Here is a 24494-nt window from a genome sequence, read left to right as displayed (position 1 = left end):
AGACCCCCGCATGTCGTCGACACCCCCCTCGGATCACCGGCCCGCAGAGGACCCTGCGCCTGAGCCCGACTCCGGGCCGGGCCCGGACCCGTCGCCGGCCACCGAACCGCGGGACGTGCCCGCCCGCACCGCACCCCGCGGGCGGCTGCTGCGCGCGAGCGCCCTCATGGCCTCCGGGTCGATCGTCTCCCGCCTGCTCGGGTTCGTGCGCAACTTCCTGTTCGGCCTGATCACCGCCGGGTCCATGACGGCCGTGGGCAATGCGGTGAGCGCCGCGAACTTCCTGCCCAACCAGATCTGGATCCTCGTCGGCGGGGGCGTGCTCAACGCCATCCTGGTGCCGGCGATCGTGCGCGCCAGCCGCCAGGACGATCGCGGGGCCGACTACGTCTCCCGTCTCATGACGCTGGTGGTGCTGCTGACCGGCGGCCTCACCGTGCTGTGCATCGCCCTGGTGCCGGTGCTGCTGACCGTCACCAGCGGCCGCCTGGCCCCGGGCACCTTCGCGTTCGCGGTGCAGATGGGCTACTGGATGATGCCGCAGATCATGCTGTCGGCCCTGTACGTGATGTGCGGGCAGCTGCTGAACGCCCACGACTCCTTCGGTCCGTACCAGTGGGCGCCGGTGATGAACAACGTGGTGGGCATCCTCGGGGCCCTGGCGTTCCTGGCGATGTGGGGGTCGACCCCCCGGGTGGAGGACTGGACGCTGACGATGATCATCGCGCTGGCGGCGATCAACATCGGCGGGTCGGCCGCCCAGGTGCTGTTCCTGTGGGTGTTCGTGCGGCGTCTGGGTCTGCGTCTGCGGCCGCGTTTCGGGTTCCGCGGCCTGGGGCTGCGCAAGCTGGGGCGGATCGGCACCTGGACCCTGGCGATGCTGCTGGTCTCGCAGGTGGGCATCTCCGCCACCCGCTGGGCCACCGGGGGCGCCAGTGCCCGCGCGGAGGAGCTGATCCGTGCCGGGCGCGCCGGCGAGGCCGCGGTCTACCCGGCGCTGGCCTCGATCGACTGGTCCTACATGGCGTTCATGATCCCGCAGGGGATCATCGCGGTGACGCTGGTGACGGCCGCCTTCCCGACGATCTCCCGCCGCGCCGCGGCGGACGACCATGCCGGGGCCTTCGCCCAGTACGCGCAGACCTCGCGGATGCTGGCAGTGCCGATGGTGCTGTGCACCGCGGTGTTCATCGCCCTGGCCGGGCCGATCATGTGGGTGATCGGCGGTGGCACCGGTCCCGTCGCGGCTCGCGCCAACGGCTGGGTGCTGGTGGCGTACATGCTCGGGCTCGTGCCGTTCGCGGCGACCTACCTGGTCAAGCGGGTGTTCTACGCGTATGAGCAGGCCCGTGCCCCGTTCCTGATGCAGCTGCCGAACACCCTGGTGTCGGTCCTCGCGGTCGCGCCGATCCTCGCGTTCGTGGATCCCCGCTGGGCCACCGCCACGGCGGCGGCCGTCAGCTCCCTGGGGAACCTGCTGGGGTGGGTGCTGGGGTTGTGGCTGCTGCGTCGGATCGGCCGCCGTCTGGGAGTGCGCTCCGGGGCGTCGCGGGAGAGCGCCGTGGTGATGGGGAAGCTGCTCCTGGCCGGGGCGGTGGCGCTGCTGGTCGGCTGGGGCCTGCTGGCTCTCGTCGGTGACCTGGTGTGGATCGGGCGTCTGGCGGCCATCGCCGTCGGGGCGGTGATCGCGGCGGTGATGACGGTGGTGTTCCTGGGTCTGGCGTGGCTGCTGCGGGTGCGGGAGCTGCGCGACCTGGTGGACGTGCTGCGTCGACGGCGGCGGCGCTCCCGGTCCTGAGACCGCGGGTTCCGTAGCATGGGGGGACATGTCGCGGCCGACCCCAGCGGTCGCGGGCGCGGCGACGACTCGGGGATGGCAGCGGGGAAGGCAGAGACAGACGGTGGCTCCACGACCTCATGAGGACGCGCTCCGCGCGCGCTGGACGCTCGAGGCGGAGATCCCCTTGTCGGGGACCGCGCCGGGGGCGTCGTGGCATCGCGCCCGGACGGTGCCGGACGGTCAGCCGGTGACGCTGCTGCTGGTCGAGGGACCGACCGCGCTGGAGGCCGCCGACGCCGCCCGCCGCGCCTACCTGGTGCAGAGCCCCCGCCTGATGGAGGTCCTGGACGTCACCGTGCTGGGGGACCCGCGCGGTCGCGCAGACGACCCCGACGGGGAGGATCCCCTCACGGTGGTCAGCTACCCGGTCCCCTCGGCCCCGCCGCTGGCGGCGCTGCTGAAGCAGGGCAGGCTGCGGCCGGAGACCGCCCGCTCGATCATCGGGGAGGCCGCGGAGGCCCTGGAGACCGCCCGCCGACGGGGAGTGCGGCACCGGGTGCTGGATTCGAACCGCATCTTCGTCGACACCGGCGCAGGGACCGTGCAGGTGCTCGGTGTGGGGGTGGAGGCCGCCGCCCACGGGTATCACTCCCGCTCCGGCCAGGCCGGTTTCGAGGACACGACGGCGCTGGTCACCCTGCTGTACCGCGCGGTGACCGGCAGTGCACCCCACCGCGGGGAGGACGGTACGGTGCCGCGTCCCTCGCAGCTGGTGGCGCGCAGCATCCCGCCGGAGCTCGACCTGCTGTGCGACCTCGTGCTCAATGAGTCCCAGAACCCGGGGGCGCAGGTCCCGGCGTCATCCCGCGATGTGATCGACGCGCTGGAGCCGTGGCAGTCGATCCCGGTGACCCTCGAGGCCTACGACCCGGAGGATCGGCCGGAGGAGGAACCGGACCCGGCGCCGAGGCCCGACGCCTCGACCCCCGCCGCCGCACCGTTGCCGGACGAGGGCCCGCTGCCGACCGAGAACACGCTGCCGACCGAGGACCCGCTGGCGACCGACCCATCCGAGACGGTGTCCGAGGAACCGGCCACCGAGACCCTCCCCGCGATGGGTTCCGCCGCCCCCGATCCTGACCCCGCTGTCCCCGATTCCCCCGAGCCGGGCCATCTCTCGCCCTTCCCGGGGGCGGCCGCTCAGGACGCGCAGCAGCTCATCCGCGAGCTGCACCTGGATGAACCGCGATCCCGTGCCCCGTTCCCGGCGGTGCTGCCCATCGCGCGTCCGGCGGATGCCCCACCGGTGCCGCAGCTGCCCGACGCCCCGCCGGGCTCGTCGGTCGGCCGGGCCCTGCACGCCCCGGGATCGCCCATGACCCAGCGCGCGGCTGTCCTGGGACGCGGGGCGGTGGAGAGCGCCGGGGCCGCTGCCGGAGCGATCGTCGCCGCCGGCTCCACCGCCGCCGGCACCACCCGCCGGGTGGTCACCGAGCGGGTGGGGGCCTGGCGAGAGCGTCGCAGCTCGGAGGGGTCCCGCCGGGTCGACGCCCCTGTCGACACCCCGATGGATACCCCGGACGGCGCCGCGACGGACGTGACGGACGGGCCCCGCGCCACCCCGGACCGGGACATGGCCGCCGCACCGTTCGCGGTGCCGACGGGTCCGATCGTGGTCAAGGGCCGCAGTGCCTCCGAATCCGCCGACGCCTCGCGCGGGGCCCTGTTCCGTGAGGTCCTGGACATCGCCGCCGATCGTGATGACGGTGCCCACCTGCAGTCCTATGAGGGGTCCGACCGGTCGCGCCACGCCCAGTGGATCCTCCTGGGTGCCGCCGTGCTGGTGGTGTTGGCGATGGTCCTGGCGATCACCTCGATCACCTCGGGTTCGCGGGAGAGCCTCACGAATCCTCTGGCCACGCAGGCGCCGCCCTCGAGCCCGGCGGCGTCCGCATCACCGGCGCCGTCCGCAGCCGCCTCGTCCTCGCCCGCGGCCTCGCCCAGCGCGGCCCCGGCCGCGCCGCCGCGCGTGACGGGTGCGGAGATCGTCGGGGATCGGCCGGATCACCCGGAGTGGACCGACCGGCTCACCGACGGTGATCTCAGTGGACGGTGGTCCACGAAGCTCTACGGCAGCGCCGAGTTCGGGAGTGTGAAGGACGGTGTCGGCATCCGCCTTGATCTGGAGGGCCCGGCGCAGGTGACGGCCGTGGTGGTCACCAGCGCCGCGAACTCCGGCGGCACCCTGGAGCTGCGGTCGGTGGCCCCGGACGGCGCTCCCGGGGAGGTGCTCGCCTCCGCCCCGTTCGCCGGTGACGGCGAGGTGCGACTGGCGCCGCCGGCCCCTGTCACCGCCGAGCGGGTGATGGTCTGGATCCCCCAACTGCCGGCCGATGCCGACCGGGACGGTCGGTTCCGTGCACACATCACGGAGATCCGCGCCGAATGACCTCCGAGGACGAGCGTCGACCGCTGTCGCGGCGCCCTGCGGCCCTCCGGAACGAGCCGTCACTGCTGGGTGTGCCGCTGCGCGCCGTCGTGGCGATCTTCGCGGCCGCCGCCCTGGTCGGGCTCGTCCTCGCATTCGCCCTGAACCGTGCCACCAGCTCGGATGATTCCGTCGGCACGGGAACCAGTCTGCCCATGACCGGGCTCCCGGTGATCACCGAACGGAACCTCGGCACCGAGGTGCAGCGGATCGTCGACACCGGCACCACCGAGGCCGTGACGGTGTTCGACCTGGACCAGTGCCTGCAGCAGCAGTCGGTGTCGGCGCGGGTGCTGGTGATGGAACAGGTGCAGTGGGGGCCTAAGGGCTCCGCCGCCTGGGTGATCGTGCACGGCCCGACCGACCGGGAGACCCTGCGGGAGAACGGCGGAACGGTGGACGTGACAGTGGTGACGCCGGACTGTGGGGTGGGCGGCCCCGAGGCGGCCGCCGAGACCCTGGTGTGGGCGGGGTCCACGAAGCTCGGCACCTCCCCCTGAGGTCGGTGTCGGTGTCGCACCGGGGTCGGCACAGCGTGACGGGTGGCGCAGAAGGGACCCGCCGGGTCTCGTCCGTCAGCCGTACGCCGTAGCCTGGTGCGGTGACCTCGCGCGAGCGCGCGAGCCGATGGCCCACCCCCGAAGGACGAACCCATGACCTCTGCGATCCCCACCTTCAATCTGCTCGGCGGCGGCACCGCGCCGGCCGCGGAGGCGCAGGCCCCGCAGGAGACGGAGGGCCCTGTGCGCGAGGTGATCATCGTCGGTTCCGGACCGGCCGGGTACACGGCCGCGATCTACACGGCCCGGGCCGCGATGGAGCCACTGGTCGTGGCCGGTGCACTGGCGGCCGGTGGCGCGCTGATGACCACGACCGAGGTGGAGAACTTCCCCGGGTTCGCCGAGGGTGTGCAGGGCCCCGAGCTGATGGCGGCCATGCAGGAGCAGGCGGAGCGTTTCGGCGCCGAGATCCTGTTCGAGGACGCGGTGGACGTGGAGCTCGACGGTCCGATCAAGACCGTCACCCTCGATGACGGCTCCGTGCACCGGGCCCGCGCGATCATCATCGCGACCGGGTCGGCGTACCGGGAGCTCGGTGTGGAGGGTGAGAAGCGGCTGTCCGGCAAGGGTGTGAGCTGGTGCGCCACCTGCGACGGCTTCTTCTTCAAGGACAAGGACATCGTCGTGATCGGCGGCGGTGACAGCGCCGTGGAGGAGGCCACCTTCCTCACCCGCTACGCCACGAAGGTGACGCTGGTGCACCGCCGCGACGAGCTGCGGGCCTCGAAGATCATGGCCCGCCGCGCCGAGACCGACGAGAAGCTCGGCTTCGCCTGGAACTCCGAGGTGGTCAGCATCAACGGGGATGACGCCGTGGAGAGCGTGACCCTGCGGGACACCCTCACCGGCGAGGAGCGGACCCTGCCGACCTCCGCCGTGTTCGAGGCCATCGGGCACGTGCCGCGGTCGGATCTGTTCCGCGGGAAGCTGGAGCTCGACGATCAGGGCTACATCGTGTGCCGTGGCCGCTCCACCTACACCTCGGTGGACGGCGTGTTCGCCGCCGGCGACGTCGTGGACCACACCTATCGCCAGGCGATCACCGCGGCCGGGTCCGGGTGCCAGGCGGCGCTCGACGCCGAGCGGTGGCTGGCCGACCGGGCCGCGATGGAGTCCGAGACCGAGGGGGATGTGCAGCCGGTGCCGGTGACTCCCGCCGAGGACACTCCCGGTAGCTCCGATCTCGCGGCGTGCGCCCCGGAGCTCGATGGGCAGCGGCCCTCGACCGAGGGCGGGGAGACGTTCCTCGCGCAGAATGCCCAGCCGGTGGACCAGGCGCAGCCGCTCGACGACGCGCAGCGCGCGGAGGAGGCGCAGCCGACGCAGGAGGCCGACGTCCCCTCTGCCGAGGCGTGGGTGCAGGAGGGCGCCGATTCCGAGCACGACGAGCGCTGACACGCCTCACGACGTGACGACCCAGGGCGCCGCACCGGCACTGATCGTGCTGGTGACGGCGCCCTGGTGCGTACCGTGCCGCCCCGCCGCCACCGTGATGCGTGAGCTGGCCCGGCGTCACCCCGAGGTGCAGGGCGTGGTGATCTCCGATCCTCCTGAGGATCTTGCTGACGCTCTGGGGGTCGAGGTGATCCCCACGTGGCTGCGGCTGGAACTCCGTGCAGGCGGCGACGGCCCGGCGGGCGAGCACGACGTGGCGGGCGGCGATAGCGTCGATCACCTCCCGCAGCTGTGGGACCGGTTCTGTGAGGCCAAGGCGACCGACCCCACGGGTGCACCGCTCCGGAGACTGGCAGGTGCCCCAGGTGGTGCAGTGGGTGCCACGAGTGCAGGAGCCACCCCCTCGACGGACGGCCCCTCGTGGTGGTGTCGCACGCGGAGCCTTCGCGGTGCCCATCCCAAACACGTGGTCGAGCGGGCGATCTTCCGGGGCCTGTGACCCCAAGTCATACTCGCCCGGGCTTGACCACGCCGCCGTGCCTGCGCGGCACCGTGGATTCCTGGCGCATTCACCGGTCCTGCGCACGGGCAGCCCCCGTGACCAGGCGTTCTGTGGTGCCGTTGCGCGCCGTCCCGACCGACGGGGACTTTGTCCCCCACGAGGCGGCGGTCATCCACCACTTGTCCACAGCAGACGGACGTCTCTCCACAAGCTTATCCCCAGAGTTATCCACAGTGTGTGAACTGCCTGATGTAGCTATGCCGCCGGGGGGCACCAACTACCTATTCCTCGTCTGACCTGCATTAACGCGGACGCGCACCGGATGACCACCCCCGGCGTGCTCACGGTGTTTCGTGTGAAACGAGGGGCGTGCGGGGAGAGCTGACTCTGCTGTCCACAGACTTTCGCACACTGTGACCTCGGGGACGCGGGGGCCCCACGAGGGTCCGCGGGCCGGGTGACGAGGCGTCGCGCAGGCGCCACGCGGCAGCCGCGCAGCCTCTCCTGCCTGCGCCCGACGCGACGGGCGAGTGTGGGGCTCTCGTGACTCGGGCTCGGACAACTCAGCCGCGTGCCCAATCGCTGCCACTCATCCTCGACGCCGAACGTGCTCTGGCCCGGTGGTTTCGCGTGAAACGTCCACGTCGCGGTGACCCGAGGGAGCTGATTCCCTGCAGTGCGTTTCACGGGAGACCCCGTGACGCGGCCCCTCATCTCGGGGCGGCGGATCAGCTCGCGATTCCCCCGGCCATGGCCGATCGTGGCTTCGACGATGACTCAGGACCAGACGGGGCGTGACCACGGGCCGGGAGTGAGGAGGGAAAAATGACTGACGCACGCGACATCGCACCACAGCCCCACTGTCGTGAGCGCGGGCGCCCGAGCGCCGGGTGACGACGGATCCCAGGGGCCCCCAGACACTGATCGGCGGAGGACGCGTCCTGTCACCTGCTCGGCGGCGTTTCCCGTGAAACGTCCGTCCTCACTGACCCACCGGGGCGATCTATCCACCGCAGAATCCGCGATCGCCAGATAGAGCGAGAGGCCGACAGCGCGCTCCCCGCCCCGCGCATTGCTCGGTGTCGCTCCCTTTGACCACACAGTCGGGCGTGTGAATCCCACGTGCGTCCATGGCGACCTCGGGTCGTGGCGGGATGTTGGTCAGTCCGCGGCGGCTCACGGGATGACCTGGGGCCATGAGGTCATCACTGTTGAAGACCTGCGTGAGCTGAGGGACATCGCTGGGGATATTTCGCGGGAAACCCTCTTCAGATCCGCCACTACCGTTCATTCACGTAGTCGCGCGCGACATTGGCGGGAGCCGTGCACATGCTCCTTGTGCGTGTGTTTCACGCGAAACATCGATCGCACACCCTTCGGTCCCGATGCTGCGGGCCCAACCCCCCGACCTCGCCGCACGACACGTCGGGGGGTTTCACGGGAAACACCACCGAAGGCCAACGCTCGGCACGTCGCTCACTGGACCCGCGGGGTCGCAGTGATACCCGGTCATCCCCTCGGGGAGTCGCCCCCGATCTCCCCACAACACCTGTGGGGCGAGCGCAGCTCTCGCCGTCTCGTAGCGGTTCACCACGTCACGCCGTGGATCCTCAAGTTCGCCCCACCTCAGCTACGGGCGCGCTTGGGTGATTGACCAGTGTTTCACGGGAAACGGCGGCGAACCGCGCTGTCGTCACATGCACGTCGACGACGTCGGCCCGCACCACCTCCGCCTCGGCCCTGGGGCTGCAGTGTTCATTGGGGGAGGGTCGTGGCGAGCAGTTGGGCGAGGCCTATCGGGGTCGCCCAGGGTGAGAGACAAGGCGTCCCACGGGGTGAGGATGAGGTTGTCCTGCAGGGCGAGGATCGGTCAGCAACTCAGACTTATATCTCCGCGCTGTGCCGCGCCGATGCCGCCCTGTCCCGCACCGCATCGAGAAGGGTCGTTTCCCGTGAAACTCCTCGCGGTGGGCAGTTTTCCTGTGCCCCGGTATCCGTGGCGTCTCGCATCCTGCCTTGCGGGTGCCCTATCGACCACCCCACGGTGGGCCCACCGTGGTACCCCACCGACGCAAGAAACAGGGTGATGTGCTTCTGGGCACCCTTCCGGCACCCCGCACAGAGGCATCCCACTGTCGACGTCTCTGCCACATCCGACCGGGGCTCTCCACGAAGCGGCGCGTCACGGAGCGCGCACCACCAGGTTTCCCGTGAAACGCTCCGCTCTCCGTACCCCCGCATCCCTGTACGCCTCGACGCCCCTCGGCGTCATGCTGCGTCCCGTACCGTTCCACGTGGAACACCTGGAAATATACGTCGGTGGCGCGGGCAATCAGAGCCCACACCGCACACATGGAGGGCCATCGGGTTCGTACGGCCCGCGCAGACTAGCCCGGCCCCACACGGACCACACTCGTCACCGGTCCGGGGTCCGCAACGGAACCGACTCGTACGGGGTTTCACGGGAAACACTCCACGGCCAGGTCCACCACGCGCGCGCAACTCGGGAGACCGCACCACGCACTGATGCACAGGACAGCGAACGCACCGAATCGCGTCGTACGGCCGGTTCGTAATCCGCCATCGCTCACGAGACCGGAACGGTGGCCGAGCCCCCCCTCATGTTGGCAGGTTGCCGACGACGTTCCACTCTCTGCGGCACCCTCGGTGCAGGGGGACGCCGACCCTCTTCAACCCGGGGCGGCTTGGACGCGCACTGCTTGGGGCGGTGAGGCAATGCCGCCCCGCCTACCTGGTGTGATCCAGATCACCTATAGGCGGGGCGTGATCGAGGCTGGCCCGCCCTGCAGTGGTGCGCGGCCAGACTGCCCCGCCCCGGGGGAGGGGCGGGGATGTCAGTCCTCGGCCAGGCCGAGTCGGTCCACCAGTCGCTCGAGGTCCTCGAGATTGGTGAACTCCAAGGTGATCTTGCCCTTGCGCTTGCCCACATCGATCCGCACCGGTGCCTCCAGACGGTTCGAGAGGCGGCTGGTGATGTCCACGACGCGCGGGTTGTAGGTCGTGCGCGCAGGGGTCCGTCGGGCCGCCGGCTGCGTGCCACGGTTGATGAGTCGCTCCACCTCACGCACGGACAGGCCCTCGGCCACGATCCGCTGCGCCAGTTCCTCCATGAGGGACGGGTCATCCAGGGCCAGCAGCGCGCGGGCATGCCCAGCAGTCAACGCTCCGGAGGAGACGCGCCGCTGCACCAGCGGGGGGAGGCGCAGCAGACGCAGCGTATTGGAGATCTGCGGCCGGGAGCGTCCGATCCGCGAGGACAGTTCCTCCTGCGTGATGCCGAAGTCCTCCAGCAGCTGCTGATAGGCGGCAGCCTCCTCCAGGGCGTTCAGCTGCGAACGATGGAGGTTCTCCAGCAGGGCGTCGCGCAGCAGGTCGTCATCGCTGGTCTCACGGATGATCGCGGGGATGCTGGCGAGCCCGGCGCGACGGGCTGCCCGCCAGCGGCGCTCTCCCATGACCAGTTCGAAGGACTCCCCGGCGTCGGTGGCCGGGATGGGCCGCACCACGACAGGCTGCAGCACACCGACCTCGCGCAGCGAGAAGGCCAGCTCTTCGAGCTCCTCCTCGTCGAACACGGTGCGGGGGTTGCGGGGGTTCTCGCGGATCTCCTGGATCGGGATCTCCGCGAACTCCGCCCCGGGAACAGGCACCAGGTCGCTCTCCGGGGCCTCAGGGTCCGCGGCCGTATCGCCCTCGGAGTCATCCGGGGACGCTCCATCGGCCTCAGGCTCGACCGCCGTCTCGCGTCCGGCGCCCTCTACCGGCTCGACCGATTCGGCAACGGCGGGCTCCTCAGCAGGCACTTCCGTCGGGGCCTCCGCAGGATTCCCCGCGGTGGTCGTTGCCTCGGGTCGGCGAGCCGGGGTCAGCTCCACCGGCTCGACCTCCACCGCGGGTGACTCGTCCTCTTCCGGGGCACGCTTCGTGGCAGCCTTCGCGGCCTTCGAGGACGTCACCCCCGACGTCTTCGTCCCCGACGACTTCGTGCCCGACGTCTTCGTCCCCGACGACTTCGTGCCCGACGACTTGGTCGTCAACGACGTCGCCCCGGAGGTCGTGGTCCTCCCGGATCCCTTCGTGCCCGCGGACGTCTTCGACGCCCCCGTCGTACGCTTCCCGGACGTCCCCCGCCGCGTGCCGGAGGACTCTGCGGTGCTGTCCTCCCCCGTCGCGGTGCTCGTGCTGGACTCGGCCGCACCAGCGGTTCCCGCGGCGGTGCGACGGGAGGAACGTCCCTTGTGGGAGCGACGCTCCGCAGCGGCCCGGGCCATGTCCCCGGCGATGTCGGTGGAGGCGCTGCGTCCGGCACCCCGGCGGGTCTCTGTGCCCTCCTCGCCGACCGACCGGATCGGCTCACCCGAGAAGAACATGTCGGCCGGGCGTCCCGTCGCTCCGACCTCTCCCGGCTCGGGTGTGGTGCGCGGATGGGTGCGGGTGCGCAGAGGCGGCTCGTCGGCTCCGGCGCGGGTGTCACCGCCGCCGGCGACCACATCGCGCGCCTCCTCGGAGCGAGCGCCGGTCGTCGAGCGCGCGGCCGCCGGGTTCCGCGCGCCGGTGCCGTCACCCTCGGTCCGGGCCTCCGACGGCCCGGCACCCGTCTCCCGGGGTCCGGTCGCGCGCGGGGTGGAGCCCCCGGGGATCAGAGCGCCCAGGCCACGCCCGAGACCACGCTTCTGCGTCATGGATGTTCCTCGTCTGGATCAGGAGAACGGCCCGGCCCGCAGCGTCGCGGCCCTCACCGTCGTGGACGGATGGGTCAGGGGACGGGACGGCGCGTCAGCTCCAGCGCCGCGGCCCGGTACGCCAGCGCACCACTGCTGTTGGCATCGTAGGTGAGGACGCTCTGGCCGTAGCTCGGCGCCTCGGAGATCCGCACCGACCGCGGGATCGTCACCTCGAGGGTCTGCTCGGGGAAGTGTGCGCGCACGTCCTCCGCCACCTGTGCCGCGAGCCGCGTGCGGGCGTCGTACATGGTCAGCAGGATGGTGGAGACCACCAGGTCGGGGTTCAGGTGCTGGCGCATCAGCTCGATGTTCTTCAGCAGCAGCGTGAGGCCCTCGAGGGCGTAGTACTCCGCCTGGATCGGGATCAGCACTTCCCGCGCCGCGACCAGCGCGTTCACGGTCAGCAGCCCCAACGACGGGGGGCAGTCGATGATCACGTAGTCCAGTCGGGCGCCGGCCTTCTCCCGCTCGGCGAGGAGATCCCGGATCGCGCCGCGCAGCCGGTTCTCCCGCGCCACCATCGACACCAGTTCGATCTCCGCACCCGACAGGTCGATCGTCGCGGGCGCACACAGCAGGTTCTCCGACTCCGGGGAGGTCTGCACAACCTCCGCCATCGGCAGCGACTCCACCAGCACCTCGTACATGCTGGGGACGTCGGCGTGATGGTCGATCCCCAGCGCGGTGGAGGCATTGCCCTGCGGGTCCACATCCACCACCAGCACCTGCAGGCCACCCTGGGCGAGCGCCACTGCGAGGTTCACGGCCGTGGAGGTCTTCCCCACGCCGCCCTTCTGGTTGGCGACGGTCAGCACGCGGGTGCTCGCCGGGGCCTCGAACACCGCGTTCTCCAGTTCGCGCCGCCGCTGGTGATCCCGGGTGAGGTCGCGCATGAGGGGGGTGTCGGCCAGGGAGGACGACCCGGTGGTCGTCTGCTCGGCGGACCTCCTGCGGTCATCGGCCACGGGGGCCTCCTCTCCTCGTCGGTCGCACGCCTGCGCGCACCGTCACCACTGTAGTGGGGACCTCGACCTCGCCGTCCCCGTGGATGCTCACCCGGGGATCCTCCCCACCGAGGCGGCGCAGCACCGCGGCGGCATCGTCGATCTCCTGCTGTGCGGAGCTGCCCTTCATGACCACCAGATGACCGCCCTCACGCACCAGCGGCAGGCACCAGCGGGCCAGTTTGTCCAGCGCGGCGACGGCCCTCGCGGTGACGACATCGAACTCCCGCTGCCCGTGCAGGTCCTCCGCGCGGGCCCGCAGCACCTCCACGCCGAGGTCGAGGGTCTCGTCGACCTCCTGCAGCCAGGTGGCGCGACGCTGCATGGTCTCGATCAGCGTGATCTCCAGGCCGGGCCGAGCGATCGCGAGGACCACTCCGGGCAGGCCCGCCCCGGAGCCGACATCGGCGAGGCTGCGGGCGTCGCCGGGCAGGGCATCGACCATCAGGGCGCAGTTGATCAGGTGCCGCTCCCACAGCCGGTCGACCTCGCGAGGGCCGACGAGACCGCGGGTGACGCCCTGGTCGGCGAGCAGCCGGACGAACTCCTCCGCCAGCGGCAACCGCTCCCCGAACAGGCGCTGCGCGACGGGCCGCAGCTCAGGGCTGAGCTCGGGCGCCACGGGCTCAGGCGCCCGGGTAGATCACGACGTGACGGTTCTTCCCGTCACCGTGGGACTCCGACCGCAGACCCTCACGCTTGGCGACGTCGTGGACGACCTTGCGTTCGAACGGGTTCATCGGAGCGAGGGGGACCGGCTGGCCGGTCCGGCCGGCCTCGGCGATGGCGTCGGCCGCGAGGGCCTCCAGATCCGTGCGGTGCTTCTGGCGGAAGCCGCCGATGTCGAGCATCAGGCGGGAGCGCTCCCCGGTGCGGGTCTGGACCGCCAGGCGAGTCAGCTCCTGCAGGGCGTCGAGCAGCTCCCCGCGGGGCTCGTTCATGCGGGCCAGCTGCTGCGCACTGCGGATCTCCACGGAGGCGCGGTCGCCCTCGACGTCGATGTCGATGTCGCCATCGAGATCAGCGATGTCCAGCAGCTCCTCGAGGTAGTCGGCGGCGATGTCACCCTCCTCCTCGAGGCGGCTCACACGATCGGCATCCGACTCGCCCGCCCGGACATCCTCAGCCGGGTCGTCGTCGGCGACGTCGGTCTCGTCCGGGTCGACGGTCGCCGCGAGATCGGCCAGCGCCGCGGTCTCGGTCGACCCCGGGGTCTCGGCGGGCGCGACCCCGGAGGTCTCGGCGGCAGCGCCGGTCGGCTGCTGCACCGGGGTGTCGACCGGCGTCTCGGTCTGCGGATCGGTCATGGGGGAACCTCCTGGGCAGGGGCGCGGGGAGCACTCTCCCGCGACGGGATCAGCGTGGGTCAGCGACGGGCGGCACCGCTGCCGCCCCTCTTCCCACGACGAGCGGACGGGGAGCCGAGGGCCGACGAGCCCGAGGCGGCCTGGGCGGCGCGGCGTTCCTCGGCCGCGCGGGCGCGGACCTGGCGGGCCCGCTCGAGCTTCTCGGCGTCGGTGAGCTTCTTACCGGTCGCACGCTTCTTCCCGGTGGGCTGCACGCGGATCGGAGCGGCCACCTCGGTGCGGGCGGAGACGGAGCGGGCCTTCGCCCGGCGCTCGGCCTCGAAGTCGATGGGCTCCAGGCCCTTGCGCTCCCGCTTGCGGTTGATGCGCTCCTCGCGGTTGCGCTCGGCGGGCGAGCCCGGCGTCGGGGTGTTGCGGATGACGATCCACTGCTGCACCAGGGTCCACACGTTGGTGGTGAGCCAGTAGATGAGCACACCGATCGGCATACCGGGGCCGGTGAACACGTAGATGAACGGCAGCGTGTACAGCATCATCTTCTGCGTGCTCGCCATCGGGCCCTCCAGGGCCGACGGCGGCATGTTCCGCATCGTCAGTTCCTTCTGGGTCACGAAGGTGACGGCGCACATCAGCGCGATGATGATGCCGGAGAGCAACTTCGCCGAGAGATCACCGGACAGGAAGCTGTCGGAGATGGTGGTGGTGCCGAAGACGACGGCCTGGTGCGCACTGTCGGCCAGGGCCGGGGTGAGGGCACCGAAGGTCTCGCCGTACTGGGCGCCGCCGCGGGCGTGCGCCGGCAGCTGGGTGTACAGCACCCGGAACAGGGCCAGGAAGATCGGCAGCTGCAGCAGCACCGGCAGGCAGGAGGACAGCGGGTTCGCCCCGGCCTCCCTGTAGACCTCCATCGTTTCCTGCGCCATCGCCTGGCGGGACTCGGGATCGGTCTTGCCCTTGTACTTCTTCTGGATGGCCTGCAGCTCCGGCCCCACCATCTGCATCGCGCGGGAGGCACGGATCTGCCGCACGAACAGCGGGATGATCAGCGTGCGGATCACCGCGGTGAGGCCCACGATCGACAGCAGCCACGTCCAGCCGCTGTTGGGGTCCATGAACAGCGAGAGCAGCGCATGGAACTTCACCATGATCCAGGCGACGGCGAGCTCGATCGGAATCAGGGGATTCATCGGCCTGTTCTTCCTGCCGTCCGGAGGCGCATGACGGTCATGCGAGCGACGACGACGGGTCGGGGTCTGGGGTCAAGGGTAGGGCCTCAGGGGCCGTCGGGGCGCACCCCGCGGGGGTTCGCCACATGCCCGGGGCGGGCGGCAGATCCACCCCACCGCGGCTGAGGGGGTTGCAGCGCAGGATCCGCCAGGCGGCCAGCACTGCCCCCTTCATGGCGCCGTGCCGGTCGATCGCCTCCACCGCGTACTGGGAGCACACGGGGTAGAACCGGCACGCCGGCGGCATGAACGGCGACAGACCCCGCTGGTAGGCGAGGATCGGTGCCCGCAGCAGGCGTCGTCCCGGGGACCGGGTGCGAGGGGACGTCATGACGGCGGCAGCTTCCGGACAGCGCTGTCGAGGGCACCGACCACCTGTTCGCGCAGCTGCTCGAAGGGCAGGGCGTCGATGCCGGGCCGGGCCCGCAGTACCGCTGAGGATCCCGGTGGCAGCCGGTCCAGGTTGGCGCGGACGATCTCGCGCAGGCGGCGGGTGACCCGGTGCCGCACCACCGAGTTGCCGACCTTCGTGGACACGACGAATCCCACGCGCGGCCCGGCAGGGCTCCCCTCGAGGAGCGCCACGTGGGCCACCACGTGGGATCGTGCGCTGCGTGTCCCCCGGCGGGAGATCACGCGGAAGTCGGCGCTGGAGCGGAGCCGGTGGTCGGACCAGCTCATCGCAGGCTCCGGCGACCGCGCGGGCGGCTCAGGCCGAGAGCGCGGCGCGGCCCTTCGCCCGGCGGGCGTTGATGATGGCGCGGCCGGCGCGGGTGCGCATGCGGGCGCGGAAGCCGTGCTTCTTCGCGCGACGACGGTTGTTCGGCTGGAAGGTGCGCTTGGTCATGCTGTCTCCTCGAGGACGGACGCCCGGGTGGGCGTCCTGCGTCGGTGGCCGGCGGTCCGCCCCGCAGGGTCTCACCCGGTCGCGCGTCCGCCGGGGCCGAGGGCTCGGGTGACCCTGCAGCGCGCCGGGGCGCAGGCGTCCGGGGAAGTCGCCGCCCAGTTCGCGGCACGGACCGCACGAGTCTAGGCACCGGCCAGGAGGGCGGTCAACGGTCGTGACCGGCCCTTTCGCCGAGTGTGGCCGGATTCTCACCGGGGTTGCGGCGGCGCTCGGATCCCGCGTCGGGATCTCGCCTCGTGTCTCCCCGCCGGGGACGAGATGTGGAAAACTACGTGGACAAGTGCCCGCGCCCTGCTCGGAGAGATCATGGACCAGACCCCTGCTGACGTCGACGCGACCTGGGATGAGACCCTGCGCATCCTGCGCCGCGACGAGACGGTCTCCGAGCGCGTGATGGCGTTCCTGACGCTGTCCCGGTTGATGGCCGTCGTCGCCGACACCGCTCTGCTGGCCGTGCCCTCTGCCTGGGCGAAGGACGTGTTCGAGCAGCGTATCGCCGGTGCCCTGAAGGGTGCTCTCTCGGAGGCACTGGGCCGGGAGATGCGATTCGCCGTGACCATCGACGAATCCCTCCTGATGACCGATGACGACGAGCCCGACCGGCCCGGCCCCACCCCGTCAGCGGCCGCAGCCCGGCCGGTGCAGGACGTCGCCGAGGACGGTGGACGGACTGTGGATGACGCCGCCGACGATGTGGATGGGGAACAGCGGAGGTTCCTCCCCGACGGGGCCGTCGCAGCCTTCGGGATCTCCGGCGCGACCAGCTCCGGAACCGGCACCGACACGCGCACCGACAGCCCCTCCGACCCGGGCCCCGCGGACGGCGCGCCGTCGTGGATGCAGACCGTCGCCGAGGCCGGCCGGGCCGCCGCCCGCGACGAGCAGCCCGCTCCTGCCGCGCGGCCGCGCCGCCGCCCCACCGCGGAGGCCGAGCCGACCCTCGGGTCCGATTCGCGCCTGAACGGGAAGTACACCTTCGACAGCTTCGTCATCGGCTCCTCCAACCGCTTCGCCCAGGCCGCGGCCTCGGCCGTCGCGGAGGCCCCCGCCAAGGCGTACAACCCGCTGTTTATCTACGGCGGGTCGGGTCTGGGCAAGACCCACCTGCTGCACGCCGTCGGCCACTATGCGAAGTCTCTGTACCCGGGTATCGAGGTGCGGTACGTGAACTCGGAGGAGTTCACCAACGACTTCATCAACTCGGTGCAGTCCGGCCAGTTCGGCAAGGCGCAGGAGTTCCATCGCCGCTACCGCGACATCGACATCCTGCTGATCGACGACATCCAGTTCCTGCAGCGGGCGCCCGAGACGATGGAGGCCTTCTTCCATACCTTCAACACGCTGCACAACGCCGACAAGCAGATCGTCATCACCTCCGACCTGCCGCCCAAGCAGCTGGGAGGTTTCGAGGACCGCATGCGCTCCCGCTTCGAGATGGGCCTGATGACGGACGTGCAGCCGCCGGACCTGGAGACCCGCATCGCGATCTTGCGCAAGAAGGTCGAGAGCGAGGGCACCCAGGAGGTCCCGCGCGACGTCCTGGAGTACATCGCCTCCCGCATCTCCACCAACATCCGCGAGCTCGAGGGCGCCCTGATCCGCGTCCAGGCGCTGCACTCCCTGTCGCGCCAGCCAATGGACGTCTCCCTCGCGGAGAGCGTGCTGAAGGATCTGCTCTCTCACGACGACGGTCAGGAGATCACCGCGGCGACGATCATCGCCCAGACCGCCTCGTACTTCGGCCTGACCGTCGACCAGGTGACCGGCACCGCCCGCACCCGCTTGCTGGTGACGGCTCGGCAGATCGCCATGTACCTGTGCCGGGAGCTGACGGACATGCCGCTGATCCGCATCGGCGAGGAGTTCGGCGGCCGTGACCACACCACCGTGATGCACGCGAACAAGAAGATCTCGGAGCTCATGAAGGAACGCCGGGCGATCTTCAACCAGGTCACGGAGCTGACGGCCCGCATCAAGAGCTCCTCGGCGAAGGACGCCGGCTGACGCTGCGGACGTCTGCGCGGAAGGGCTCGACCCCTCGAAGGACCGCCGCTACGAGGGTCCCGCCGGTGAGTCAGGACGACCCTGCCGGTGATGTGACCCGGATCGCGGGGTCCGCATCGGTCGGCGGCTGGGCGAATCACGGTGCTGGTCAGAGGACCTTTGTCCCCAGTGTGAAGAACTCTGTGGACAATGTGGAGCGATCGACGTCCGCGCAGGAGCCGATGTGCACGACGAAACGTGTGATTCGACAGCGCGCGATGATTCCTCCACAGCGCGACCACAGGGGCACGGGGGGTCGTTCACGTTCCGTACACCTGGGGCTTGACGGCACTGACCTGCGACGATGGGCGTTGTCCACAGTATCGACAGCTGTGAAGAAGAGGTTTCTCTAGAAGAGCTCACGGGGGATGTGGAGAACCGCGGGCTGCGGGGTCGTGTCGCGGCGGGCGCGGATCGGAGCCGGGAAGTCAATGACCGCCGCCCGCGTGTCGCACCATGTGGGGGGTTGCGGCTAGGGTGAGTGTCCGCGGAGCGGGCCGGGAGAGCCGAGCCCGACGATCGACTGCGTGCGTAAGGAGTGGCTCCGGTGAAGTTCCACCTCGACAAGGGCGTTCTCGTGGACGCCGTCTCCTGGGCCACCCGCACGCTCCCCGTGCGCCCCGCCATGCCGATCCTGCAGGGTGTGCGGATCATCGCCGACGCCAGCGGCGAGCTGCAGCTGTCGACCTTCGACTACGAGGTCAGCGCCCAGATCACCACCGCCGCGGAGGTCGACACCCCCGGTGACGTGCTGGTCCAGGGCCGCATGCTCTCCGAGATCGTCCGCGCTCTGCCCAACCGCGATGTGTCCGTCGCCCTCGAGGGCACGAAACTGCGTGTGACGTGCGGCAACTCCCGCTTCCAGCTGGCGACGCTGCCGGTCGAGGAGTACCCGCAGCTGCCCGCGATGCCGCCGGTGCTCGGCTCCGTCGCGGCCGACGTCTTCGCCTCCGCCATCGCGCAGGTCACCGTCGCGGCCTCCAAGGACGACACCCTGCCGCTGCTGACCGGCGTCCGGATGGAGATCGAGGGCGAGAAGATGACCCTCATGGCCACCGACCGGTACCGGCTCGGTATGCGCGAGCTGACCTGGAACCCCGCGAACCCGTCGGTGTCCACCAGCGCCCTGGTTCGCAGCCGCACGCTCTCGGAGGTCGCCCGGTCCCTCACCGGCGGCGGCAGCGTCGAGATCGCGCTGGAGGAGGGCAGCTCCCACCAGCTGATCGGCTTCGAATCCGGCGGCCGCCGCACCACTTCCACCCTGGTCGACGGCGACTACCCGCCGGTGCGGCGCCTGTTCCCCGACTCGGTGCCCGTCACCGCCGTCGTCGCGACCCAGCCGCTGATCGAGGCCGTCAAGCGTGTGTCCCTGGTGGCCGAGCGCAACACCCCCGTGCGGCTCAGCTTCAGCGAGGGCCAGGTCGCCCTCGAGGCCGGCGCCGGGGACGACGCCCAGGCCAGCGAGGTGCTCGAGGCGCAGCTCGAGGGTGACGAGATCGTCGTCGGCTACAACTCCGGCTTCCTGCTCGACGGCCTCGGCGCCGTCGGCACCGACTTCGTGAAGCTCGCCTTCACCGACTCCGTCAAGCCGTCGGTGCTCACCGGACAGGACTGCCTCGAGGGCTCGGCCGACTCCTCGTACCGGTACCTCCTGATGCCGATGCGGATCTGAGCCGAGGGGGCAGCGTGGAGCTGACCACCCTCGAGCTCACCGACTTCCGCTCCTACCCGCGGCTGGAGCTGCCGCTCCACCCGGGGATCACCGTCTTCGTCGGCCCCAACGGGCAGGGCAAGACGAACATCGTCGAATCCCTCTGGTACCTGGCGACCCTCTCCAGCCACCGCGTCGCCCACGACGCCGCCCTCGTGCACCGCGGCTCCTCTACCGCGATCATCCGCGCGGGGTTCCGCCGCGCGGGGCGGCCCCTGCAGGTGGACCTGGAGATCACCCCGGGCAAGTCGAACCGCGCCCGGGTGCAGGGCCAGAACCTCTCCCGCCTGCGGGACCTGCTCGGCGAGGTGCGCTGCGTGCTGTTCGCGCCCGAGGACCTCGCCCTGGTCAAGGGCGACCCGGAGGGTCGGCGCCGTTTCCTCGATGAGATCCTGGTGCTCATCGCCCCTCGCTTCGCCGGCATCAAGGCCGACTACGACCGGGTGCTGAAACAGCGCTCCCACCTGCTCAAACAGATGCGGTCGATGCACCGCGGCGGTACGGGCCGGTCCGTGGGCGGGCTCGACCCGGCCGAGGCGGCCGACTCCACGCTCGCGGTGTGGGACCAGCAGATCGCCCGGCTGGGGGCCGAGCTGCTGCGCGGCCGCCTCCATCTGGTCAACCGCCTCCGCCCCCACGTCGGGTACGCGTATTTGCAGGTCGCCACGGATGCCGGGTCGGATGCCGCCCTTGCCCTGCCACCGCACGAACGCGGGTCCGTCGACTCCCCGGCCGGCATCGGGTACCGCTCCACGGTGCTGGACGAGCTCGGCACCGCCGACGGGGACCTGCCGACGACCGCGCAGCTGGTCGAGACCCTGCTGGCGCAGTACGCGGCGCGGCGTGAGGAGGAGATCGAGCGCGGCGTCACCCTCGTCGGCCCCCACCGGGATGACCTGGAGATCCGCCTGCACGACTTCCCCGCCAAGGGGTACGCGAGCCACGGCGAGTCGTGGTCGCTGGCCCTGGCCCTGCGGCTCGGCTCGTATGACCTGCTGCGGCTGGAGGAGGGCGACCTCGGGGATGGGGAGCCGATCCTGCTGCTGGATGACGTCTTCAGCGAGCTCGATGTGCACCGCCGGGAGCGGCTCGGCCGGATCGTCACCGGTGCCCACCAGGTGCTCATCACCACGGCGAACGACTCCGACATCCCCGAGTCGCTCGAGGGCGAGATCCACGTGGTCGATGTGACCCTCGGCTCGGCCGTGCCGCGGGAGGGCACCGTGCAGCGCGGCGGCGGCGCCCGCGGCGAGGAGCTCGGAGGCGGCTGGTGACCGGACCCGGATCCCGACGGGTCCCGAACCCATACGACCTGGGAACCTGGCGCGGCGCCGATGCGAGTGCCGGCGCCGCAGCCGAACCCATCACCCGCCGGGCGTCCGGGGTCTCGGAGGACGGCGTTACCGCGGAAACGTCTCTGCGTCCTGACGCCGGGGGCCGGGGACCGGGATCGGACCGACTCCCGGGGCGGGGGGCAGCTCCCGGGCACCACCCCGATCCCGCGCACCATGCCGATCCGGTGGGGGGTCCCGATCTCGTGGGGGATCCCGATCGCGCGGAGGAAGCGGGGGATCTCCCTCGCGCGCCCGACCCCGCCGAGGAGGAGGTCGTCTACGACCCGCCGGAGCTCCCCCGCGATCCCCATCGGGACCGCTTCGAGCTGGCGCGCCGGGTGGTGAACCAGTCGCGCGCCTCCGCCCGGGACCGCGGCATGTTCCCCATCTCCCGCACCACTCAGATGCGTGAGGCCCGCGACCGTTCCCGTGACGCCCCCGGCTTCTCCGGAGCCCGCCCCGATCCCCGCGACCCCCAGGGCATCGACGTGGTGCTCGCGCAGGTGCTCGGCAATCTCGGCTGGACCAGTGGGGTGAGCGCCGGCCGCGTGCTGGAGGAATGGGACGAGATCGTCGGCGATCAGCTCGCGGCGCACTGCACCCCGGTGAGCTTCGAGGAGGGGGTGTTGGTGCTGTCGGCCACGAGCTCCGCCTGGGCCACCCAGGTGCGGATGATCGCTCCGCAGCTGGTCACCCGCATCCACGAGCACATCGGCGCGAGCGTCGTCAGCGAGGTGAAGGTGACGGGACCCGCGGCCGCGCAGCGTTCCTGGACCCGCGGCAGGCGCACCGTGCACTGGCGCGGTGTTCGCGATACCTACGGGTGAGGGCCCGCGGGGCACGGAGAGCCGGTGAGCACGTGGGGTGGCGCCGGCCCGATGCCGGCCGCACCTCGTGCGGATCGCCCCGTCTCTCCCAGGCGCCTGCGCGCCCCGCAGGCGCGTCGGCGGCCCGTGACCCGTACCGGCCCTCGTCGCCCACCCCTCTGACGCGCCCCGACACCCTTCACGGAGCGCACAGGGGCATCTCGGCGTGGTTTGTCCCTGGTCGTATCGGCGCTGAACATGAAAACACCGCCCGCCTCCGGTAGAATCTAGAGGTCTCGGCCGCGGTGCGCCGCAGCTGTCGAGCCAGCATGGGGCGGAGCGCCACTCGAGCGCTGTGACCAGCCGAAACGGCCGTGATCCACCTGCCCTCCCGTGGCCTGCAGCGCGCGCGCCGCTCCCGGGGCCACCTCGGCCGGATCCCGCCGCCGAGGCCCGCAGCACCTGAGGAGCGGATTCCTTCGTGAGCGACAGCGCGCAGAGCCCGGAGCCGGCAGACACCCCCACCCCCGCCGAGGGCACGGCCCCCGACCTCCCCAGCGACGTCCCGAACAACGCCGTCGCCGAGGATCACGACGAGAACCTGCTGGCCAAGCACTACGACGCCTCCGACATCACCGTCCTGGAGGGTCTGGAGGCGGTGCGCAAGCGACCCGGCATGTACATCGGCTCCACCGGGGAACGCGGTCTGCACCACCTGGTGTACGAGATCGTCGACAACTCCGTGGATGAGGCTCTGGCCGGTCACGGCGACTCCATCGAGGTGACGATCCTCGAGGACAACGGCATCCGCGTGGTGGACCACGCCCGCGGCATCCCCGTGGAGATGCACCCCACCGAGAAGAAGCCGGCCGTGGAGCTGGTGCTCACCGTGCTGCACGCCGGCGGCAAGTTCGGCGGTGGCGGGTACGCCGTCTCCGGTGGTCTGCACGGCGTGGGCTCCTCGGTGGTGAACGCCCTGTCGACGCGGCTCGAGGTGGAGGTGCGCCGCGACGGCCACGTGTGGCGGCAGGCCTACCGCCGCGGGGTGCCGGAGGCGCCGCTGGAGAAGGGCGAGGAGACCTCGGAGACCGGCACCACCGTCACCTTCTGGGCGGATCCGGAGATCTTCGAGACGACGGTCTACGACTTCGAGACCCTCCGCAAGCGCTTCCAGCAGATGGCCTTCCTCAACAAGGGCCTGCAGATCACGCTCACCGACGAGCGGGTCGAGCATCACGAGGACGAACCCCTTGACGATGTCGCCGCCCCCGCCACCGACGGGAGTGAGGCGGAGGGTGAGGTCGAGGCCTCGCCCCGGAAGCCCCGCACTGTCACCTACCTGTACAAGCGGGGCCTGCAGGACTACGTCGAGTACCTCAACGGCACCAAGCGGGCCGAGGTGATCCACCCGGAGATCATCGGCATCGAGGCGGAGAACCAGGACCCCCTGATCAGCGTCGAGATCGCGATGCAGTGGACCACCTCGTACTCCGAGTCGGTCCACACCTACGCCAACACCATCAACACCCATGAGGGCGGCACCCACGAGGAGGGCTTCCGCAGTGCCCTCACCGGGGTGGTGAACCGGTACGGGCGCGCCCAGGGCCTGATGAAGGACAAGGACGCGAATCTCACCGGTGAGGACATCCGCGAGGGCCTCACCGCGGTGGTGTCGGTGAAGCTCGGTGAGCCGCAGTTCGAGGGCCAGACCAAGACGAAGCTCGGCAACACCATCGCCCGCACCTTCGTCTCGAAGGTGATGACGGAGAAGCTCGCCGACTGGTTCGACGCGCACCCCTCCGAGGCCCGCGACATCGTGAAGAAGTCGCAGAGCGCGGCGGCGGCCCGGGAGGCTGCCCGCAAGGCCCGCGACGCCACCCGCCGCAAGTCCCCGCTGGAGACCGGCGGGATGCCCGGCAAGTTGAAGGACTGCCAGTCCCGCAACCCCGCTGAGTCGGAGATCTTCATCGTGGAGGGTGACTCCGCCGGTGGCTCCGCGGTGCAGGGCCGCGACCCGAAGACCCAGGCGATCCTCCCGATCCGCGGCAAGATCCTGAACGTGGAGAAGGCGCGGCTGGATCGGGCCTTGGACAACGCCGAGGTCCGCTCGCTGATCACCGCCTTCGGCACCGGCATCGGGGAGGACTTCGACGCGCAGAAGCTGCGCTATCACAAGATCATCCTCATGGCCGACGCCGACGTCGACGGCCAGCACATCTGCACCCTGCTGTTGACGCTGCTGTTCCGCTACATGCGGCCGCTGATCGAACTGGGCCACGTGTTCATCGCCATGCCGCCGCTGTACCGGCTGAAGTGGTCGAACGCTCCGCATGAGTACGTGTTCAGCGACGAGGAGCGCGACCAGCACCTGGCGGAGGGTCGCGCGGCCGGCAAGCGCATCCCCAAGGACAACGGCATCCAGCGCTACAAGGGTCTGGGCGAGATGGACTGGCGGGAACTGCAGTCCACCACCATGGACCGCGCGGTGCGCACCCTGAAGCAGGTGACGGTGGATGAGGCCGCCGACGCCGACGCCATCTTCTCCGTGCTCATGGGTGATGACGTCGAATCCCGCCGCCGCTTCATCCAGGAGAACGCCAAGGACGTGCGCTTCCTCGACATCTGACCGCTGCCGGTCGGCACCGCCCCGCATGGGCGCGCCGACCGCGGGCGCGGAGCACCGCGC

Annotated in this window: 17 protein-coding genes and 1 pseudogene; 10 read left to right on the top strand and 8 right to left on the bottom strand. The window is 70.9% G+C overall.

The window, feature by feature from the left end; translation table 11 throughout:
- Window positions 1-10: 10 nt before the first annotated feature.
- From murJ to JSY14_RS07510, 5 genes and pseudogenes are all read left to right on the top strand, one after another.
- Window positions 11-1798 carry a murein biosynthesis integral membrane protein MurJ gene (gene murJ / locus JSY14_RS07530; RefSeq protein WP_259558143.1) on the top strand — a complete coding sequence of 596 codons (1788 nt, stop codon included), beginning with the start codon at window positions 11-13 and terminating at the stop codon, window positions 1796-1798.
- 103 nt (window positions 1799-1901) lie between these two features.
- On the top strand, window positions 1902-4229 hold the full coding sequence (locus JSY14_RS07525) for a hypothetical protein (RefSeq protein WP_259558142.1): 2328 nt from the start codon (window positions 1902-1904) through the stop codon (window positions 4227-4229).
- Complete coding sequence (locus JSY14_RS07520) at window positions 4226-4768, top strand: hypothetical protein (RefSeq protein ID WP_259558141.1); 543 nt, start codon at window positions 4226-4228, stop codon at window positions 4766-4768. The genes JSY14_RS07525 and JSY14_RS07520 overlap by 4 nt, the downstream gene beginning before the upstream one ends.
- A 153-nt stretch (window positions 4769-4921) precedes the next feature.
- Window positions 4922-5953, top strand: a pseudogene (trxB, locus tag JSY14_RS07515) (thioredoxin-disulfide reductase); the annotation flags it as partial.
- A 283-nt stretch (window positions 5954-6236) separates the two neighbouring features.
- The gene (locus JSY14_RS07510) at window positions 6237-6722 is read left to right on the top strand and encodes a thioredoxin family protein (RefSeq protein WP_259558140.1); all 486 of its coding nucleotides are present in this window, start codon (window positions 6237-6239) and stop codon (window positions 6720-6722) included.
- Window positions 6723-9580: 2858 nt separating this feature from the next.
- Here JSY14_RS07510 and JSY14_RS07505 read toward each other — a convergent pair.
- The 8 genes from JSY14_RS07505 to rpmH form a co-directional block, all read right to left on the bottom strand.
- Window positions 9581-11428 (bottom strand): ParB/RepB/Spo0J family partition protein, encoded by a 1848-nt coding sequence (locus JSY14_RS07505; RefSeq protein WP_259558139.1) that lies wholly within the window; start codon window positions 11426-11428, stop codon window positions 9581-9583.
- Between the two features lie 74 nt (window positions 11429-11502).
- Window positions 11503-12363: a ParA family protein gene (locus JSY14_RS07500; RefSeq protein WP_259559620.1), complete on the bottom strand. Its 861-nt coding sequence runs from the start codon at window positions 12361-12363 to the stop codon at window positions 11503-11505.
- 61 nt (window positions 12364-12424) lie between these two features.
- The gene (rsmG, locus tag JSY14_RS07495; protein WP_259558138.1) at window positions 12425-13096 is read right to left on the bottom strand and encodes a 16S rRNA (guanine(527)-N(7))-methyltransferase RsmG; all 672 of its coding nucleotides are present in this window, start codon (window positions 13094-13096) and stop codon (window positions 12425-12427) included.
- Between the two features lie 4 nt (window positions 13097-13100).
- Complete coding sequence (locus tag JSY14_RS07490) at window positions 13101-13781, bottom strand: Jag family protein (protein WP_432803622.1); 681 nt, start codon at window positions 13779-13781, stop codon at window positions 13101-13103.
- A gap of 59 nt (window positions 13782-13840) precedes the next feature.
- Window positions 13841-14968 carry a membrane protein insertase YidC gene (yidC, locus tag JSY14_RS07485; protein ID WP_259558137.1) on the bottom strand — a complete coding sequence of 376 codons (1128 nt, stop codon included), beginning with the start codon at window positions 14966-14968 and terminating at the stop codon, window positions 13841-13843.
- A gap of 37 nt (window positions 14969-15005) precedes the next feature.
- Window positions 15006-15338 carry a membrane protein insertion efficiency factor YidD gene (yidD, locus tag JSY14_RS07480; protein WP_259558136.1) on the bottom strand — a complete coding sequence of 111 codons (333 nt, stop codon included), beginning with the start codon at window positions 15336-15338 and terminating at the stop codon, window positions 15006-15008.
- On the bottom strand, window positions 15335-15688 hold the full coding sequence (gene rnpA / locus JSY14_RS07475; protein ID WP_259558135.1) for a ribonuclease P protein component: 354 nt from the start codon (window positions 15686-15688) through the stop codon (window positions 15335-15337). Before rnpA ends, yidD begins: the two co-directional genes overlap by 4 nt.
- A 28-nt stretch (window positions 15689-15716) precedes the next feature.
- Window positions 15717-15854, bottom strand: coding sequence for a 50S ribosomal protein L34 (rpmH, locus tag JSY14_RS07470; RefSeq protein WP_259558134.1), 138 nt, complete (start codon window positions 15852-15854; stop codon window positions 15717-15719).
- Window positions 15855-16220: 366 nt separating this feature from the next.
- Here rpmH and dnaA point away from each other — a divergent pair, with 366 nt between their 5' ends.
- The 5 genes from dnaA to gyrB all read left to right on the top strand — a co-directional run bounded on the left by dnaA (window position 16221) and on the right by gyrB (window position 24434).
- Window positions 16221-17918 carry a chromosomal replication initiator protein DnaA gene (gene dnaA / locus JSY14_RS07465; RefSeq protein ID WP_259558133.1) on the top strand — a complete coding sequence of 566 codons (1698 nt, stop codon included), beginning with the start codon at window positions 16221-16223 and terminating at the stop codon, window positions 17916-17918.
- A 586-nt stretch (window positions 17919-18504) separates the two neighbouring features.
- Window positions 18505-19629: a DNA polymerase III subunit beta gene (dnaN, locus tag JSY14_RS07460; RefSeq protein WP_259558132.1), complete on the top strand. Its 1125-nt coding sequence runs from the start codon at window positions 18505-18507 to the stop codon at window positions 19627-19629.
- 14 nt (window positions 19630-19643) lie between these two features.
- Window positions 19644-20942, top strand: a complete 1299-nt coding sequence (recF, locus tag JSY14_RS07455) for a DNA replication/repair protein RecF (RefSeq protein WP_259558131.1) — start codon at window positions 19644-19646, stop codon at window positions 20940-20942.
- Between the two features lie 245 nt (window positions 20943-21187).
- Window positions 21188-21829, top strand: a complete 642-nt coding sequence (locus JSY14_RS07450; RefSeq protein ID WP_259558130.1) for a DciA family protein — start codon at window positions 21188-21190, stop codon at window positions 21827-21829.
- Between the two features lie 460 nt (window positions 21830-22289).
- Entirely contained in the window at window positions 22290-24434 is a 2145-nt protein-coding gene (gene gyrB / locus JSY14_RS07445; RefSeq protein ID WP_432803621.1) for a DNA topoisomerase (ATP-hydrolyzing) subunit B, read from the top strand.
- Window positions 24435-24494: the final 60 nt, after the last annotated feature.

Origin of the sequence: Brachybacterium sillae, assembly GCF_025028335.1 — a bacterium.
In the GTDB taxonomy this organism is placed as follows: Bacteria; Actinomycetota; Actinomycetes; order Actinomycetales; family Dermabacteraceae; genus Brachybacterium; species Brachybacterium sillae.
The sequence above is the reverse complement of the archived record's forward strand: the minus strand, read 5'-3'. Positions and strand labels throughout refer to the sequence as shown.

Coding starts and splice junctions, on each gene's coding strand:
- murJ (WP_259558143.1), top strand. CDS start 11: ATGTCGTCGACACCCCCCTCGGATCACCGGCCCGCAGAGGACCCTGCG.
- JSY14_RS07520 (WP_259558141.1), top strand. CDS start 4,226: ATGACCTCCGAGGACGAGCGTCGACCGCTGTCGCGGCGCCCTGCGGCC.
- JSY14_RS07505 (WP_259558139.1), bottom strand. CDS start 11,428: ATGACGCAGAAGCGTGGTCTCGGGCGTGGCCTGGGCGCTCTGATCCCC.
- JSY14_RS07500 (WP_259559620.1), bottom strand. CDS start 12,363: ATGCGCGACCTCACCCGGGATCACCAGCGGCGGCGCGAACTGGAGAAC.
- JSY14_RS07490 (WP_432803622.1), bottom strand. CDS start 13,781: ATGACCGATCCGCAGACCGAGACGCCGGTCGACACCCCGGTGCAGCAG.
- yidC (WP_259558137.1), bottom strand. CDS start 14,968: ATGAATCCCCTGATTCCGATCGAGCTCGCCGTCGCCTGGATCATGGTG.
- yidD (WP_259558136.1), bottom strand. CDS start 15,338: ATGACGTCCCCTCGCACCCGGTCCCCGGGACGACGCCTGCTGCGGGCA.
- rnpA (WP_259558135.1), bottom strand. CDS start 15,688: ATGAGCTGGTCCGACCACCGGCTCCGCTCCAGCGCCGACTTCCGCGTG.
- rpmH (WP_259558134.1), bottom strand. CDS start 15,854: ATGACCAAGCGCACCTTCCAGCCGAACAACCGTCGTCGCGCGAAGAAG.
- dnaA (WP_259558133.1), top strand. CDS start 16,221: ATGGACCAGACCCCTGCTGACGTCGACGCGACCTGGGATGAGACCCTG.